Source organism: Natrialba chahannaoensis JCM 10990, assembly GCF_000337135.1.
GTDB classification, from domain to species: Archaea; Halobacteriota; Halobacteria; order Halobacteriales; family Natrialbaceae; genus Natrialba; species Natrialba chahannaoensis.
Genome location: NZ_AOIN01000091.1, coordinates 5,372 through 21,551 on the forward strand (window position 1 = coordinate 5,372; position 16,180 = coordinate 21,551).

The 16,180-nt window shown below is 62.3% G+C and carries 14 protein-coding genes (1 of these 14 only partly in view); 8 read left to right on the forward strand and 6 right to left on the reverse strand.

The window, feature by feature from the left end:
* From C482_RS15985 to C482_RS15995, 3 genes are all read right to left on the reverse strand, one after another.
* On the reverse strand, positions 1–444 hold the 5' portion of the coding sequence (locus C482_RS15985; RefSeq protein ID WP_006168784.1) for a transcription factor TFIIE subunit alpha. It extends 21 nt beyond the left edge of the window; 444 of the gene's 465 nt are visible here — the first part of the coding sequence; its start codon is at positions 442–444; its stop codon lies off the left edge, out of view.
* A 107-nt stretch (positions 445–551) separates the two neighbouring features.
* Complete coding sequence (locus tag C482_RS15990; RefSeq protein WP_006168785.1) at positions 552–869, reverse strand: amphi-Trp domain-containing protein; 318 nt, start codon at positions 867–869, stop codon at positions 552–554.
* A 212-nt stretch (positions 870–1,081) separates the two neighbouring features.
* Complete coding sequence (locus C482_RS15995; RefSeq protein ID WP_006168787.1) at positions 1,082–1,732, reverse strand: tRNA (cytidine(56)-2'-O)-methyltransferase; 651 nt, start codon at positions 1,730–1,732, stop codon at positions 1,082–1,084.
* A 185-nt stretch (positions 1,733–1,917) separates the two neighbouring features.
* On the opposite strand from C482_RS15995, the gene C482_RS16000 reads away from it, so the two are divergent.
* Positions 1,918–2,103 (forward strand): hypothetical protein, encoded by a 186-nt coding sequence (locus C482_RS16000; RefSeq protein ID WP_006168788.1) that lies wholly within the window; start codon positions 1,918–1,920, stop codon positions 2,101–2,103.
* 55 nt (positions 2,104–2,158) lie between these two features.
* On the opposite strand, the gene C482_RS21875 is transcribed toward C482_RS16000, so the two are convergent.
* Positions 2,159–2,317: a hypothetical protein gene (locus C482_RS21875; protein ID WP_006168789.1), complete on the reverse strand. Its 159-nt coding sequence runs from the start codon at positions 2,315–2,317 to the stop codon at positions 2,159–2,161.
* 515 nt (positions 2,318–2,832) lie between these two features.
* On the opposite strand from C482_RS21875, the gene C482_RS16005 reads away from it, so the two are divergent.
* The 6 genes from C482_RS16005 to C482_RS16030 all read left to right on the forward strand — a co-directional run bounded on the left by C482_RS16005 (position 2,833) and on the right by C482_RS16030 (position 10,774).
* Positions 2,833–3,738, forward strand: coding sequence for an SCO family protein (locus tag C482_RS16005; RefSeq protein ID WP_006168791.1), 906 nt, complete (start codon positions 2,833–2,835; stop codon positions 3,736–3,738).
* 2 nt (positions 3,739–3,740) lie between these two features.
* Positions 3,741–4,307, forward strand: a complete 567-nt coding sequence (locus C482_RS16010) for a TlpA family protein disulfide reductase (RefSeq protein WP_006168793.1) — start codon at positions 3,741–3,743, stop codon at positions 4,305–4,307.
* A gap of 2 nt (positions 4,308–4,309) precedes the next feature.
* Complete coding sequence (locus C482_RS16015; protein ID WP_006168794.1) at positions 4,310–4,984, forward strand: cytochrome c biogenesis CcdA family protein; 675 nt, start codon at positions 4,310–4,312, stop codon at positions 4,982–4,984.
* A gap of 349 nt (positions 4,985–5,333) precedes the next feature.
* Complete coding sequence (locus C482_RS16020) at positions 5,334–5,762, forward strand: universal stress protein (protein ID WP_006168795.1); 429 nt, start codon at positions 5,334–5,336, stop codon at positions 5,760–5,762.
* A 173-nt stretch (positions 5,763–5,935) separates the two neighbouring features.
* Positions 5,936–9,700 carry a bacterio-opsin activator domain-containing protein gene (locus C482_RS16025; protein WP_006168796.1) on the forward strand — a complete coding sequence of 1,255 codons (3,765 nt, stop codon included), beginning with the start codon at positions 5,936–5,938 and terminating at the stop codon, positions 9,698–9,700.
* Between the two features lie 315 nt (positions 9,701–10,015).
* Positions 10,016–10,774, forward strand: a complete 759-nt coding sequence (locus C482_RS16030) for a helix-turn-helix domain-containing protein (protein ID WP_006168797.1) — start codon at positions 10,016–10,018, stop codon at positions 10,772–10,774.
* A gap of 390 nt (positions 10,775–11,164) precedes the next feature.
* Here C482_RS16030 and C482_RS16035 read toward each other — a convergent pair whose 3' ends face one another.
* Positions 11,165–11,350 carry a DUF5786 family protein gene (locus tag C482_RS16035; protein ID WP_006168798.1) on the reverse strand — a complete coding sequence of 62 codons (186 nt, stop codon included), beginning with the start codon at positions 11,348–11,350 and terminating at the stop codon, positions 11,165–11,167.
* Positions 11,351–11,440: 90 nt separating this feature from the next.
* Complete coding sequence (locus C482_RS16040; RefSeq protein ID WP_006168799.1) at positions 11,441–13,501, reverse strand: cation:proton antiporter; 2,061 nt, start codon at positions 13,499–13,501, stop codon at positions 11,441–11,443.
* 820 nt (positions 13,502–14,321) lie between these two features.
* On the opposite strand from C482_RS16040, the gene glmS reads away from it, so the two are divergent.
* The gene (glmS, locus tag C482_RS16050) at positions 14,322–16,136 is read left to right on the forward strand and encodes a glutamine--fructose-6-phosphate transaminase (isomerizing) (protein WP_006168801.1); all 1,815 of its coding nucleotides are present in this window, start codon (positions 14,322–14,324) and stop codon (positions 16,134–16,136) included.
* Positions 16,137–16,180: the final 44 nt, after the last annotated feature.

Below are 16,180 nucleotides of genomic sequence, written 5' to 3' on the forward strand. Positions count from 1 at the left end.
GATGTGTATAAGAGACAGGCCACACTCAGGGCACTCGAAGCCAAAGTCCATCGCCTCGCCGAACTCGAATCGGATCGAGCAGATCTCACAGAGGTAGAACTCGTGATTGCGCTCGTACTCCTGCCGTTGTTCGAGTGCGTCGTGAAGCCGGTACATCTCCTCTTCCAGGTTCTCGGGGATGTTGTCGTACTCGAAGGTCCAGAGGTACGTCAACCAGCCCGAGTCCTCGTCACGCAGCCGCCGGTAGCTGGCGAGATCGTTCTCGTACAGGATGAACAGCGCGCGCCGAACGTCGTTCAACTCGAGATCCAACTCCTCCGCGAGCTCCTCGTCGGTCACTTCCCCGTCCGGTGGTGCCGCCGCGACGGGCATCCCCTTGGGACCGACCAGCTCGTGCAAGTACTTCTGGATGACTGGATCCTCGAGCAGGTCCTCAAAAGCCATTACCTATGCGTAACGCCATGTGGCCATTAAGTCTTTTGAGCGACGGCGCTCGGTCGGCGGACTATATGACCACTGCCACTCGTCCGTCTCGGCTGGCACACCGAGCGCTACAGCACGCCGTCGTCCTGCTCTTCCCGCTCTTCGTCCGGCCGGTGATCCCGTTCTTGCTCGACATCCGCATCTGCGGTCGCCACTTCCCATCCCAGCGTGATCGTGACCTCCTCGCGCTCGCCGCCGAGCATCGGCGAGCGTTCTTCGACTTCGATCCCGTACTCGAGTCGGTCGTCAGGCGAGAGCGTCAGGAGTTTGTTGCCGACCCGGATGTCGGCGGTGCCAGTGCCGTCGAATTCGGCCGCGATCGCCTCCAGTAGATCGGCAGCCTCCGAGCGGGAGACGTCGTCGTCGTAGGTCGTCGTTTCGCCCATATCGACACTTCCACCGAATGGACACAAATAGGTTGGCTGGGAAGCAGCAGGGCAGATTCGGCTCCGTTCCGGGGAGCGGTGAGCGTTCCTGATCGTGCTCGCTGCAGGGTGAGTGTATCGTGTTCGTCATCGTTCGACTCCACGCTCATACCCACGGCAATCCCGAGTTTCGAGAGCGACGAATGTCGGACACCTCCGATGGCGAGTGTGCGTTACGAATCGGGCGCTGCATCGCCGTCTGACTCCGCTGGCACAACCCGCTTTCCCGTCTCCATCGGCACCACCCGCTGCTCGGCGTCTTCCCAGTCGGACTCGAGTTCCGCACCCTCGAAGAGTCGGTCCAGAAAGACCGCGAGGCCGGCGACCTCGGAGTGGGGCTGGTTGGTGACGCCGACGTTCCAGTCCGCTTCCTCGTAGACGTCGAACGAGACTTTCTCGGAGCCGACGACGACGAGGACGGACTCGCCATCGCGGTGGCGCTCACGAATCTCAGCCTCGACGTCCTGGACGCGCTCGCCGTACATCGTCAGGTGGACGACCTGTCCCTCCCAGTTGCGGATAACAGCTTTCGGCGAGTCGGTAAGGTCGACCTCGAACGGGCCGCCGAAGCGGTCCGTGATGTCGGCAACGGTGTCGCGCGACTGGCCGGCGTTGTCCGGGATCCAAACGCGGTCCGCCCCGAGCGCCCGTGCTGTCAAGCCCACGTGAGTCGTCATTCGTTCGTCACGGCCGGGTCGGTGGCCGAGGCGGAGGACGGCCACATCGCGTTCTCTCTCCCCACTGCTCTCGGCCACGCTCCCGCCCTCGGCTGCGCTTCCGCCTCCGGCATCCGCATCAGAGTCGGCCGTAGCGTCGTCGTGCATGCCCGTACTCTGTCTTGGGGGCGGTTAGGGGGTTTCGCTTTCGAACAATGCGCCGGCGGTACTCGGACGAGCTGGTGGCCGCTCCGTCGACGACCGCCCGCGGGACAGTCCCGCTATCTGGCCGTCATAACTGTCTGAAGATGCGCTTATGGCCGCAAGCGGCGTAGAAGCAGCCGGTGGAACAAATGTTGTTCATAGATACCATGAACCATAGTGCAGACAACTGCTGGGCCCGGGAGGAAAACGAAGAGAAGGCCACGTCGTGGGTCGACGGCATGAGCCAGCACGCCGACGAAGCCGGTGTCAATCTCCACGGCGCATACGTCACTCCGAACGAGCACGCGTTTTACCGTATTGAATTGAGGCGCTAAGGCCCCTTCCTCAACAAGCGACCGAAGGAAGCGAGTAGGGAGGGAATATAGCGCCTCAATTCAGGTAAAAATACAACTCGAGTTCGTGGCCGCAGTTACGACAGGCAGCCTCGGTCCCGCGCAACCGGGTTGGTTCGCGGTCGGCGACGAGACCGGGTCCCGCGGGAACGGCGGCATTGACGGTCGCATCGCACTCCGGGCAGCCGATCGCCATAGTCGAATACTCTGATCGAGACATGCCGCATCAGTACTGTCGGCCAGGGGTTAGTTATCACCGCCGTACCACGACGGTTTCCGACCGTTTGCCACTGTTCTGTCCGATATGCTGTGGTTTACGCGCTCGAGACACCGGATCAAACACGTCAACAACACCCTTCGCTGGTCCCTGCTCTGCCTACTGGATTCGTACTGCAACTGTGTCTGTCGAGGTTTCGTGGTGGCGGCACACAGAGTGCGGCTCCGGTGGTGACGGCACTCGAGTAGCATCTTGGGCGGGGGTGGAGGATATGGATATGGGTATGGGTGTGGATGTAGGTGTAGATGTGAGTTTCGCTGTGCGTGGAGGTGACTCTGTTGCCGTCGATGGTGTCGTGGCCGTGCACAGATTCATCAGTCAATAGTCAAACGGTCGAGCAAACAGGTGTTTGAACGTATCTGTTCGGGGAACCACCCAGACCTTTCGGGAGGAGAACCAACGAACCTTTGCTCGTGCCGTCCACAGAGACAGCTATGGAGCGACGTACGTATCTCGGTTCGCTTGGGGCGGCAAGCGTTGCTGGTCTCTCGGGTCTCGCCGGCTGTCTCGACGAGTTGAACGTCACTGGCGACGAGGACGAAGAAGAGGGAGAGTACGGCGAATACGCGGATCAAACTATCCTCGACGCCCAGACACTCCCTGGCGACCCAAGCCAGTACTCTCATCCGGTCTACGGCGAACGGTTCCCCTCGATTTCAGTTCCGGACCCACTGACCGGCGAGACCATCTCGACGGAGGATTTCGTCGGCGAGCGTGCGTTCATGATCACGTTCATCTTCACGTCCTGTCCGGACGGTGCCTGCCCCGCCCTGCTCTTGCGTCTGCGTCGAGTCCAGGCGGACGCCGCCGAACAAGGCTACAGCGACGACATCAGCCTGCTCGGTCTGACGTTCGATCCCGAACGCGATACCCCAGAGGTACTCGAGGAGTACGCCCACCAGCAAGGTGCTGATCTCGAGGCAGGGAACTGGCACTTTCTCCGGCCGGAGACGTACGAGAAGGCAGAGGAGCTGGTTAACGAGGAGATCGGGATGCGTATGCAGCGGATAGAAGACGAAGACGAGATTGCAGACGCACACGAGGGACATGGCGAAGCTAGTCCAGCGGAGACGGACGACGGGAACGGAGGTCACGATGGGCATGCTGAAGACGGCGGGCACGGTGAGGACGACGAACATGGGGAGCATGATGGCGGCGACGATCAGGACGGCCATGACGACCACGACCACGGCGAGTACACCTTCAACCACATCAACCTGATCGTGCTGGTCAACGAGGACGGAATCGTCGAACGAGCCTATCCACAGGCGCTCAGCGAGGAGCGCGGAACAAGCATCGAACAGATCGTTGAAGACGCCCGGACCGTTGCACAACACTGACCATGCGTCGCCGGGATGTCCTCGCCGGAGTTGGCAGCGCTGGCGTGCTCGCGGGAGCCGGTGCGCTCGCCGTCTACGGGGCTCCCTCACCCAGTGCACTCCTCGGCGAAGACGGTGAACGTCACGACCCGCTCGCAATCGAGACCGTCGAGGCACCGGGGAGCGAGGCCGGCGAGGTCCTGGTGCCGGCCCAGGAACAGCCGACGTTTATTGATATCTTCGGCACCTGGTGTCCGCCCTGCGTCGAACAGATGCCGGAACTCGCCACAGCGAACGAGCGGATCGGCGACCAGGTGTTGTTCATCTCGGTCACGAACGAGAGCGTCGGTGAGAACCGGTCGATCACGGAAGCCGAACTCGTCGACTGGTGGGACGAACACGACGGCAACTGGCTGCTGGGACTCGACCCGGCCGCGGAGCTGACAGAGCGGTATCTTGCCGGCGGCTATCCGACTGCAGCCGTTATCGACGCGACGGGTCGAGTCCGGTGGGCAGACGACGGCGTGCATTCGGCTGACGAGATCGTCGAGCGGATCGAAGCGGAAACCGAAGCAGAAGAGACCAGCTAAGAATGGCCACCATCGAACTCCTCTCTGCGGCGATGTTCGCTCTCACGGCAGGGATCGCGACGTTCTTCTCACCGTGTGCGTATCCGCTGTTACCCGGCTACGTCGGCTTCTACGTGAGCCAGACTGAACAAGAGGAAGCCTCGCTCGGCGGGGCGTTGAGTCGAGGGCTAATCGCCGGCGTCGGCGTGCTCGCCACGTTCGCCGTGCTGCTTGGGGCAGCGTTCTGGATCGGCCACTCGACACTCTCGAACGTGGTTCTCTTCGAACCGATCGTCGGTGCCATCCTCGTCATTTTCGGGGTACTCGTCTTATTCGATCGTGCCCCATCGCTGTCGATCGCACTCCCAAAGCGACGGTCGGGTGTGAGTGGCTTTCTGATCTTCGGCGTCGGCTACGCGCTGGCAGCAGCAGGCTGTGTCGCCCCACTGTTCGGCGCGGTGATCGCAAACGCACTCACGTTCGAACCGATGTCAGCAGCCATCGTGCTCGGGACCTACGTCGGCAGCGTCGTCGTCTTGATGGTCGCGCTGACGATTGCGACGGGAATGGGGCTCGTCGCGAGTGCAGGCTCACTAGCGGCCTACAGCGACCTGCTCAAGCGCGTAGCCGGCGCGGTGATGATCCTGGCCGGACTGGGACAGCTGTATCTGGCCATCTTCATCCTGGACGTCATTTAAGCATTCTAACCGCGCGCATTCGTTCAGGTTTGTTCCCCTTCGATGTCGAAGGCGTGACTCGGTGATCCAATACACTTTGCCGTCTGCTTATTTATATTGCCGTTCAGTATACCGGGGCGTGCGACGAGAACAGTGTCCAAACTGCCTCAAAGGAGCCGCTGTCGAAATCAACCGCAAGATAACCGATGTCGGCCTCAAACGAACGTTCGAGTGTCAGTACTGCGGAAACGACTGGACCGTCGTCTTTTAATCGCCGTCGCCCCTGTCGGCGCACTCTTCGGCAGTGAGAGTCGAGGCCGGCAACGGCAAGTCAGACACGTATGGCGCTCTCTCCCAAAATGGAGGGACGATGTATCAGGATCTGCTGCTCGCGACCGATGGCAGCGAGGGCGCAGCCCAGGCGACCGAGCATGCGATCGAACTCGCGTATCGACTCGAGAGCACGCTGCACATTCTCTCGGTCTCCGAGGAAGGACCACACAGCACCGAAAAACGCGACGAAATGCGGACTGATCCCGAGTCAGAAGCCGAATCAGCGGTTGCCAACGCAGAGCACGCAGCCACCGACGCAGGAATCGAAGTGACGACGACCACCTTACAGGGTGTCCCACAGGAGGAAATCGTCGGCTTTGCCGACGAACAGGGGATGGACATGATCATCGTCGGCACGGTCGGCCGATCAGGACTCGACAAACTTGTCGTTGGTAGCGTCGCCGAGAAGGTCGTCCAAAACGCGACGGTTCCAGTCGTCACCGTCAGAGAAACCGACACGGAGTAAGACACTCTTACTCGAGCATAGGAAAGAGATAATTAACGTGTCCGAGGCGAACGCTCCGGTGTGATCGTGCGCGCCAGCCGCTCGTGCCAGCACGACGGTCGCCGCCGTCGAACCCGGCACGTGTGGCCAGTTCGGCCGCAGAGAGCAACGCGATACCCCGTGGTGAACCACCGATGAGCGACCGTGACCGTACGGCTGCAGCCGCCACCGACGGCCCGGCAATTCTCGTGGTCGGCAACTCGCGTCGGATCAACCAAACCGCAGACATCCTCTCCTCAGCACTCGAGTCCATCGCAATTAGACAAGCCCCGAATACTGACACGGCGCGCGAATACCTCGCAACTGCGATTGAAGCGGAGGACGCTGCGGAGGTAGAAGCGACCGACCCGACCACCCCCATTCACTGTCTCGTCTGCGAGTTCGATGCCGATGCACCCAGGGAGTCGCCACTCGCTGTGCTCACTGCACTCGAGAGCGACGACGCGACGGATGGGAACGTGACCGACCTGCCGCCGATCGTTGCACTCGCGGATCCTGACGACGCGGGGGCGGCGCTCGAAGCTGGTGCGACCGACGTGATCACGCCGGCCGATCCGGCGGCGGTGGTCGCGACCCGCGTAGAGTCCGTGGCCGGCCGGCGGTACGCCGACTGGGAAGCAGAACGGACGCTGCGAGAGCACGGACATGAGCGTGGCCGACAGCAGGATCCAAGCGACGAACGCGCACAGACGATTCTCGAGAATACGACCGCGCCGATCCTGGTCCTCACGGAGACAGGTGAGATCCAAACCGCAACCCCAGCCATCGAATCACAGGCCGGCCACGCGCCGCCGGTACTCAAGGGCGAGCGGCTCAGCGCGTTCGTCCATCCCGACGATCGCGAGCGGCTTCGCCGAACTGTCGCCACCATCGCCGACGGGTCGGTGGGTGCGACTGAGCAAGTCCGGTTGCGACTCAGAACCGCCGGCGGTACCTGGCGTGTCGTCGAACTGGTCTGTGTGTCCCGGCTGTCGGATCCCGTACTCGAGGGCATCGTTGCCACGGTCGAGCCGGCAGGAACGGCACGCGATGGTGACGAGCCCGCCGGCACAGACGAGCGCGGCGCACTCGACCGGCTCCCGGTGGCCTGTTGCTCGCTCGGCCCCGACTGGGAACTCCAGTGGGCGAACGAGTCCGCCCGGCGGTTTCTCCGTGCCACTGGGGACAAGGAATCAGACGGGGTGCGAGCGCGGGGGCCACTCGAGGGCACCGTCATTTGGGACCTGCTGCCCGCGGTACTTCGGGAGACGTTCTATGAACGGTTGCACGAGGCCCGTGCGAACGAGACGACAGTCCAGTTCGAGATGCCGGCTCCGGACGAGTCGTGGGTGATGGTCGCTGCGGAGGAGCCGTCCGAGACAGACGACCAGTCCGACGACACCGGTCGGCTCCTCGTGACTGCCACGCCAGACGAGGACGGAGTCACGCTCAGTACTCACGGGTTGCGTGGCGATGCCGCAGGTGAGACGACGTCGACGGCGCTTCTCGGTGCGGACCACGAGCGACTCGCGCTCCTGTCGGAGCTCGTCGACGCACTCGAGGATGGGATTGCCGTTCTCGACGACGGCACGGTCGAGTTCGCGAACACGGCGCTGTGCGAGTTCGCGGAAACGGACTCACTGGCGGGCACCGAAATCACCTCGCTGTTCGGCAAGGGTCTCGCCGCGTCGATTGGTGAACGAGCAAACTCACCAGTTCTCCGGTGGATGGACGCCGTCGAGGGCGAACTGATCAGGTCTCGCGGCGACCGCCGACCGGTTGACGTGCTCGTGACCCCGCTCTCGGACGCCGGCCGCACGCTCTGTGTCGTTCGCGACCGCCGGCGCTCGGCCGCTGGCTCCCTCTCGCAGCTCGCGGCGACACTCGAGTCGCTCGACGCGACGGACTCACAAATGACAGTTCGTCAGACAGTCGTCGACGGCGTTCGGGCAGAAACAGGCGGCGAGTTCGCCGGCTGGTACCAACTCGAGAAGGCCGAGGAGTCTGAAGAATCCGGAGAGACTGTAGACGATGGCGTCGCGGATGACCCACGGTTTCGGCCCGTCGCAATCGCGATCGGGCCCGATGTGCCCCGAATCGATCCACCGCCGGTTGACCGGGATGCGCTGGCGTTCGCGAGGGACGGGAGCGACGGGAGCGATGAGCGCGAAGAAGGCGACGGAAAAAGAAAAGAGAGCAAAGAAGGCGCTGAGAACAGCGAAAGCGACGACTCATCCACCGTTCAAATCGTCGACGACACCACCGCTTCGACCTTTCTCTCCCGATCCGGACTCCGCGCAGCACGCGTCCTCACCGTCCCGATCACCGACGATTCGGTCGTCGTGGTAACCGGAAGCGACCCGCTCGCGTTCGACGCGCTCGACACCGAGCCCGTCGCTGCGCTGGCCGCCGCGGGGAGCGTCGCACTCGAGTCTACCCTCGCGCGCGAACGGCGTCGGGAGTGTCACCGCGAGCGTGAGCGCCTCGCAGGCGCACTGTCGTTCGCCGACGCGGTCACAGCGGCAGAGCAAGCGCTACTCACGGCCGAGAGCAGAGACGCGGTGGAGCAGGGGCTCTGTGAGGTGGTGAGCGAACTCCCAACGGCGGGTGACATGGGTAGGACCCCGTCTGTGTCTGTGTCTGCGCCTGCCGCGGCGCGCGAATACACAGCCACGACCCCGTCTCTCGTCTGGTTCGGCCGCATCGACGCCGGCTCCGAAACCGTTACCCCCCAGGCCTGGGCCGGCAGTCGCGCTGACCTCCTCGACTCAGGCGGCGACGCAGATCGGCCGTCGCTCATCATCGACTCGAGTACCGAACTGCCAAGCGCGCAGACGGGAGCGACCCAAACCCCAACCGTCGTCAACGATTTCACGGCGCTCGACGACGCCAAGTTCAACCCGACGGCGCGGGCGTGGTACCGGACGCTTCGCGACGCTGGTGTGCGCTCCGCGGTGAGCGTTCCGGTTGAGTATGGAGGGATCAGCTACGGCACGCTCACCATCTACGGTAACCGGCCGAACGCGGTCGACGAGCGCGCACGTCGCGCGTACGACCACCTCGGAGATGTTGCAGGTTACTCGATCGGCGCGCTCGCACGAACGCAGGCACTGCTCACGGATCGCGTCACCGAACTCGAGGTCGTCCTGAGCGAGTCGAGCGATCCGCTGGCGCGAGTCGCCTCCCTACTTGGGTTCGGACTCGACGTGCGTGCGGTCGTTCCCCGGTCCGGCGGTGGATCGACTGTCTACTGTGCAGCCCGGAGCGCGGATGTCGATGCTGGTATCGGTGACGGTAATAGTGCCGATGCTGATGCCGATGCCGATACGGACAGTGACGCTGCCATTGATTCGGACGAACCGCTCACCTCACGTCTCGAGTCCGCCACCACCCTCGATGGCGTGGCGAGTGCGCGACTCGTTGGCAACGAAACAGTCCAGACCGATCCCAATGACGACGGTGCCCAACCCGGCTCGCCGCTCGAGGTTGTACTCGAGTCGGAGTCGGTCGCGGATGTGCTCGCGGCACACGGCGGTGTTCTCCACTCGATGACGCCGCTCGACGGCCGGACGCGGTTGGTGCTTACGGTTCCGGGGTCGGATTCGGCGACGACACCAGTCAGATCGATCGTCGAACGCCTCGAGCAGGAGGCCGTGAGTGCCCGGTTGCTCGCCAGGCGCGAGCGGGACGCGCGGCCACGGCCCGTGCGAGCGTTCGATGCCGAACTGCGAGAGCGACTCTCCGACCGGCAATGGCGGACACTCGAGGCGGCATACTACGGCGGCTTCTTCGCGTGGCCGCGCGAGAGTACGGGCGAGGAGATCGCAGAGTCGCTTGCCGTCTCCCAGCCGACGTTTAGTCGCCACCTCCGGGCGGCACAGCGAAAGCTGTTCGAGTTGTTATTCGACCAATCTGAGTGATGGTCGGCGAACGTCCTCCAGTGGGACGAACCGCATGCGAGCGTCTCTGTTTCCGAGGTGTAATACCGTATTACCGGGCAGAATCCAAGGTGAGGTCCATCTCAGCAGGGATCGTCCAGCAAACAATTCTCTGTTTCTTTCACCCTCGAACAGTCACGGGAATCGACTGCTGAATAGGTATAGCATCGTGGTTCTGATCGATGTGGCTATCTAGCTGGCACGTCCATGTGGGTCGCGTCGCATCTCGTAGCCAATGAGTGATCGTCCGGTAACGACAACTTACGGCACCCATCCACACGGATGGGGGAGTGATGCGTGAGCCTCGATCTCACCGACGCCGAACCGTCGGCTGAGACCGAGTCGGAACCGAAGACGACGACCGACAGCCCCACCTCGCCGCCGGAGGGGAACCGATGCGACGGCCTCCGATCGCAGGCGGACGGCGGCGTCGTGGCACAGCTTCGCCTCGAGCATGCCGACCTCGTGCTCCGGCCGACGCTTCGGCGGGCACTCGAGAACACCGTCGAACCAGAATACTGGACCACAACGGATCGCACCGTTCTCTTCGTCACCGTCTACGGCTCCGAGTTCGACGGCTTCGAGGGCGCACTCGCGGAGGACCCTACGATTACTGACCCCGTACTCGTCGATCGCTACCCCGACAGGCGAGTCTACCGGGTCACACTGACCGAGCGCGCGCTGACGTTCATGCCGATCGTTACCGAGACGGACGGCCGAGTACTCGAGATCACCAGCACGCGCGATGGCTGGCTCGTCCAGTTGCGATTCCCGGACCGAGACTCGCTGGTCTCGTTCAACGACGAATGTCGCACGCGCGGGATGTCCGTCGCCGTCGAGCATCTCCGTGTCTCGGACGACGAGGACGACGGCGTCGTCGCGCTCACGGAAAAACAGCAGGAACTCCTGCTCGTCGCCTACCAGGAAGGTTATTTCGACGTGCCGCGCGGGATTTCACAGGACGAACTCGCGGACCGCCTCGGTGTCTCGAAGTCCGCGGTGTCACAGCGCCTTCGTCGTGCAATCGGCGAACTCTGTGGCGCGACGATCGCGTAGCGACGCTGCGGGTCGGTGGGTGTTCGTACGGATACTCTTTTTTGTAGTGATCAGCAGTCAGCGACCATCGAACCTCCAGTAGCGATCTGTGACTAGTGACCGGCGAGTCGTGACGACTATCGACAACTATCGACGAACAAGCATGGAACGAGAGACAGGAACAGGAATAGGAACAGGAATAGGAACANGTAGCGATCTGTGACTAGTGACCGGCGAGTCGTGACGACTATCGACAACTATCGACGAACAAGCATGGAACGAGAGACAGGAACAGGAATAGGAACAGGAATAGGAACAGGAATAGGAACAAGTAGTACTCGAGTACGAAAGTGCGACGGTGCAACGATGCGACGATACGACACTGAGACGGGTCGAAGGAAGAGAAAACCGTTACTCGTCGTCGCCGTCGTCTCGCATCTCGCCGAGCTGGGAGACGAGTTCGTCGGTGGAGACATCGGATTCGAAGGACATCTGTCCGTCGTGGTCGTTCTGGTGGACGTTGACTGCTTCCACGTCTTCGTCGTCCTCAGTCGTCTGTTGCTGCTGCTCGGATTCGTCGTAGCTACCAAAACCCATAGGCTATCTGGGGCGAGGTTCCTGATAGGTGTGGCGGTTCGAAACCGCTCTGCAACGCGTTCGCACGTGTTTTTCCGTTGAATGGTCGATTCACTCCAGTCGGAGGTACTGCCGGTCGTACTCCGGTTCGCCCTGTCGCGGATGGATCGTGATGAACGACTCCGGCGGCAACTCGGCGAGGCGCGCTGGCAGGTCCTCGAGTTCGGAGTGCCAACCGACGTCGCCGCGGCGCGGGGCAATGGAGACGATCAGGTCATCCTCTTCGGTCTGGCTCTCAAGTCGCGGCAGGAGCCGCCCCCAGTTGTCGATCTCGTCGAACTCGGCGGGGGTATCCTCTTCGACGAGCCCGAACAGCTGTTCGTACTGGTGTGCAGAGCCCTCGACGACGATCACGTTCAGTTCGGCACCGAGAGTGGAGGCAAGCCGCTTGACGATGTGGACGGCCTCGTAGAACCCCTCGTGGTGGTCTGCGCCGATCGGGACGACGACGAAGAGCCGGCGCGTCGTGTTGATCGGGTGGCCGAGCCGAGAGATCAGGACGGGGAGTGTCGTCTGCTCTAAGACCTGGTCGATGATGCTGCCGAAGATGCGGTGGCGGAAGCTTTCGCCCGCGTCCCAGCCCATGAGGATCTGGTTTGCCTGTACCTCGACGGCACCCTGGACGACACCGGAAGCGACGTTGTGGTTGACGCGGGTCTCGGTCTCGACGGGGACCTCCGCGGCGCTGCCAGCGGCTGCAAGCTCGTCGAGTTCGGACTGGACGCCGGCGACCTGCTGTTCCGTCGGTGAGGAGCCGTCCGGCTGGACGACAGTCATCACGTTGATCGGCTCACTGCTGCGCTCACCTTTGAGCACGAACGCGAGTTCGAGGAGCCGTTGCTGGAGGTCAGCGTGGTGTGAGAGTGGCAGCAGGATCGAGGGGTCACGGCCGTCGTCGTCGTCTTCCCCGACCTCGCTCTCGTAGGCGAGATCCGTTGCGGCGCGTTCAGTGATCCACGGACTCAAAATTGCAGTCACGAGCAACAGCAACACGACGGCGTTGAGGATTTCAGACGTAAACAGCCCCATATCGAAACCGATCAGCGTGATCGCCAACGCGGCTGCGGCTTGTCCGGTCGACAGTCCGAAGATGACGTTTCGCTCGTTCGGTGTGTACCCCTGTATCGTTGCGACAAGCAGTGCCGCTGCCCCCTTCGTGACGACCATGATCCCGACGATCAGGGCTGTGATCTGCAGTGTCTCTGGGCCGGCCATGATAACGGTGGGGTCGACGAGCATCCCGACGTGCAACAGGAAGAACGGAATGAAGAAGGCGTTCCCGACGAACTCGATCCGGTTCATTAGTGTCCCGCCCTGCGGGATGAGCTGGTTGATCGCGATTCCGGCGACGAACGCACCGAGAATGGCGTCCAATCCGAGAATCTCTGCGAGCGTCGCTGCAGCGAAGATAGCGACCATGACGAAGAGGAACTCGAAGTAACTCTCCTGACTAAAGTTCTGGAAGAACCACCGCGAGACCGGTGGAACGACGAGCCAGGCGCTCCCGAACAGGAGGACGATCGAGAGGGCGACCTCACCGAACAGCAGGAACGAGAACCCGTCCTCGACAGCGCCAGTCACGACCGCGAGGACCACGAGCGCGAGCGTGTCCGTGAAGAGAATTCCGCCGAAAACGGCCGCAACGGCCCGGTTTTTCGTTACGCCGAGCCGGTTGACGATCGGGTACGCGAGCAGGGTGTGCGAGGCGAACACCGCCGATAGCAGGAGGGCACCTTCGAGACTGAGTCCGAGAACCGTATGCGTCGCGAACGTGCCAACGGTAAATGGGATGAAGAAACTCGCCAAACCGAACAGTGTCGCGTTTTCCGGAGCCTCCTTGAACGTCCGAATGTCGAGTTCCAGCCCGACAGTGAACAGCAGATAGACGAGGCCGACCTCACCGAGCAACTCGATCGCGTCCGAATGCTCGACGATCTCGAGTGCGTCCGGTCCGATAATTGCACCGAAGAGAACGATGCCGACGATACCGGGTTGACCGAGTCGTTTGATCAGTAGTGGACCGACGAGAAACACGATCATCGCAGCCGTAAAGACGAAAATCGGCTCCTCGACCGGGAGTGACACCGATTCGACGACGAGTGGTGAGAGCATCGATAGATCGACTGGGTAGCGTAGGGCGACAGCAACTGCTCAGTGATTCCGGCAAGTTATGCAACTTTTGTCGGCGTTCGGTGGGAGACAGCGTACTCATCGCGACAAACTAGTGGGGGTGCTAATAAAATGCAGGATTTCGTTCGGGGAATATCGATACGTGCCCAGTTTTCGGACTGGGAATGGCTCAGAAACTGGATACTCGACCGATTTCAATGATGACATCGACCTAATCGTCTCTTTTTTCAGGCAGTTACGGCTGGCACGAAGCAGTGGGTGGCTGGGAACAGGACACCAACTGACCGTTGTCGCGACACGGGCCGTGGGCACTCCATACCGTTGGTTGGGCGACGAATACAGCGTCGTTCGGCACGCCATACTCGAGTTGATCTCTCGCGTTTGGTTGACATACTCCTGAAATTGTGAGGATTTGGTGCGGATGTTCGGAGCGATTGGGTGCGAAGAGAACGATTCTCAGGAAATCGTTCACGAACGTAGAACGATCGAGGCTACGACGCTGTGGACGGTGTAGCGAGGAACTGGCAGCAACTGTGTCTGGGGGCCGTTCAGTAGTCAATCTATAGTAATGGGTTCGGCTTGCTTGAGAAGCAACCATGTCCGCACACCGTTTCAACGCCCGCCGGGCCGCGACGGATGGTCGATCGATCCGCCGCCGATCGACCGTTCAGTCTCGGTCCTGTGTCCGGTCCGACTCCCGGTCTCAGTCCCTCGATGTCTGCGATGCTCACGAGACCGGAGACAGTCAGGAACCGTTCGACGCAGCCACGCACTCGCTGAAGATGAAAAGAGTGATCGACTAATGTGTGGAATTATCGGCCACGTCGGCACCGACGACGCACTGGATACGCTCCTGACCGGCCTGGAGAATCTCGAGTATCGCGGCTACGACTCCGCCGGAATCGCCGTCCAGAACGGCGCTGGCATCGCCGTCCAGAAACGCTCTGGCAAGGTCGAGGAGCTAAAGAATTCGATCGGAGACAAACATATCGAGGGTAACGTCGGCATCGGCCACACCCGCTGGTCTACCCACGGGCCGCCGACCGACGAAAACGCCCATCCACACACCGACGGCACCGAAGACGTCGCCGTCGTCCACAACGGCATCATCGAGAACTACGCCGAACTCAAAGACTGGCTCCGCGCACGCGGCCACGAGTTCACGAGCGACACCGACACCGAAGTCATCCCCCACCTCATCCAGCACCACCTCGACGAGGGAATGGAGAGTGAAGCTGCCTTCCGGCGCGCCATCGACGAACTCGAGGGGAGCTACGCCGTGACTGCGATGCTCGACGGGGAACACGTCCTCTACGCGGCCCGCAAGGGGTCCCCGCTCGTCGTCGGCGTCGAGGACGATGAGTTCTTCCTCGCCAGCGACGTGCCGGCGTTTCTCGAGTACACCGACACTGTCGCCTATCTAGAGGACGGCGACGTGGCGATCATCGACGAAGCGGGTGTCGAGTTCACCGATCTCGCGGGCGATTCGATCTCGCGCGACCTCGAGACGGTTGAGTGGGACCCTGAGCAGGCCGGCAAGGGAGAGTACGATCACTTCATGCTGAAGGAGATCCACGAACAGCCAACTGCACTCGCCCAGGCCATCGAGGGGCGGATCGACCCCACTAACGGACGAATCGCGCTGGAGGACTTCCCACCGGGAACGTTCGACGGCGTCGAAAACGTGCAGCTCATCGCGTGCGGTACCTCCTACCACGCGGCTCTGTACGGCTCGCTTGCGCTGAACCAGGCCGGCATCCGCGCGACGGCGCTGCTCGCAAACGAGTACAGCGTGACGGCACCGCCGGTCGACGACGACACGCTCGTGATCGCGGTTTCCCAAAGCGGCGAGACGGCAGACACCCTGAGTGCCCTCCGGCAGGCAACCGCCGCGGGTGCCGACACACTCACCGTCACGAACGTCGTCGGCTCGACCGCCGCCCGCGAAGCCGACGAGACGCTGTTCATTCGCGCCGGCCCCGAAATCGGCGTCGCTGCAACCAAGACGTTCTCCTCGCAGGCCGTCATGCTCACGCTGCTCGCCCAGCGGATCGCCGCCGACTCCCGCGGCGAGCCCCCGGCAGACCTGCAGTCGCTCCTCCCCGATCTGGCCCAGATGCCGAGCCAACTCGAGGACTTACTCGCCACCGACGACGCCGCACACATTGCGCGCCAGTACCAGGGCAGCCAGTCGTACTTCTTCATCGGCCGCGGTCTCGGCTATCCGGTCGCACTCGAGGGCGCGCTCAAATTCAAGGAGATTACCTACGAGCACGCGGAGGGCTTTGCCTCGGGCGAACTCAAGCATGGCCCGCTCGCGCTGGTGACACCCGATACGCCGGTGTTTGCGGTCTTCACCGGCGAAGAGGACGAGAAGACGCTGAAAAACGCCGAGGAAGCTCAGACACGCGGTGCGCCGGTCATCGCAGTCTGCCCTGAGGGACACCGCGCAGTCGAGGTCGCAGACGAGCATCTCGAGATTCCTGACACTGACGACGAACTGGCGGGGCTACTCGCGAACGTGCAACTTCAGCTTGTCTCCTATCACGCAGCGGAGTTGCTCGATCGGCCGATCGACAAGCCGCGCAACCTCGCCAAGAGCGTCACCGTCGAGTAGGCGGGGCGCTGGTTCACTGGTTCGTTTGACTGTCGTGCGTTGGG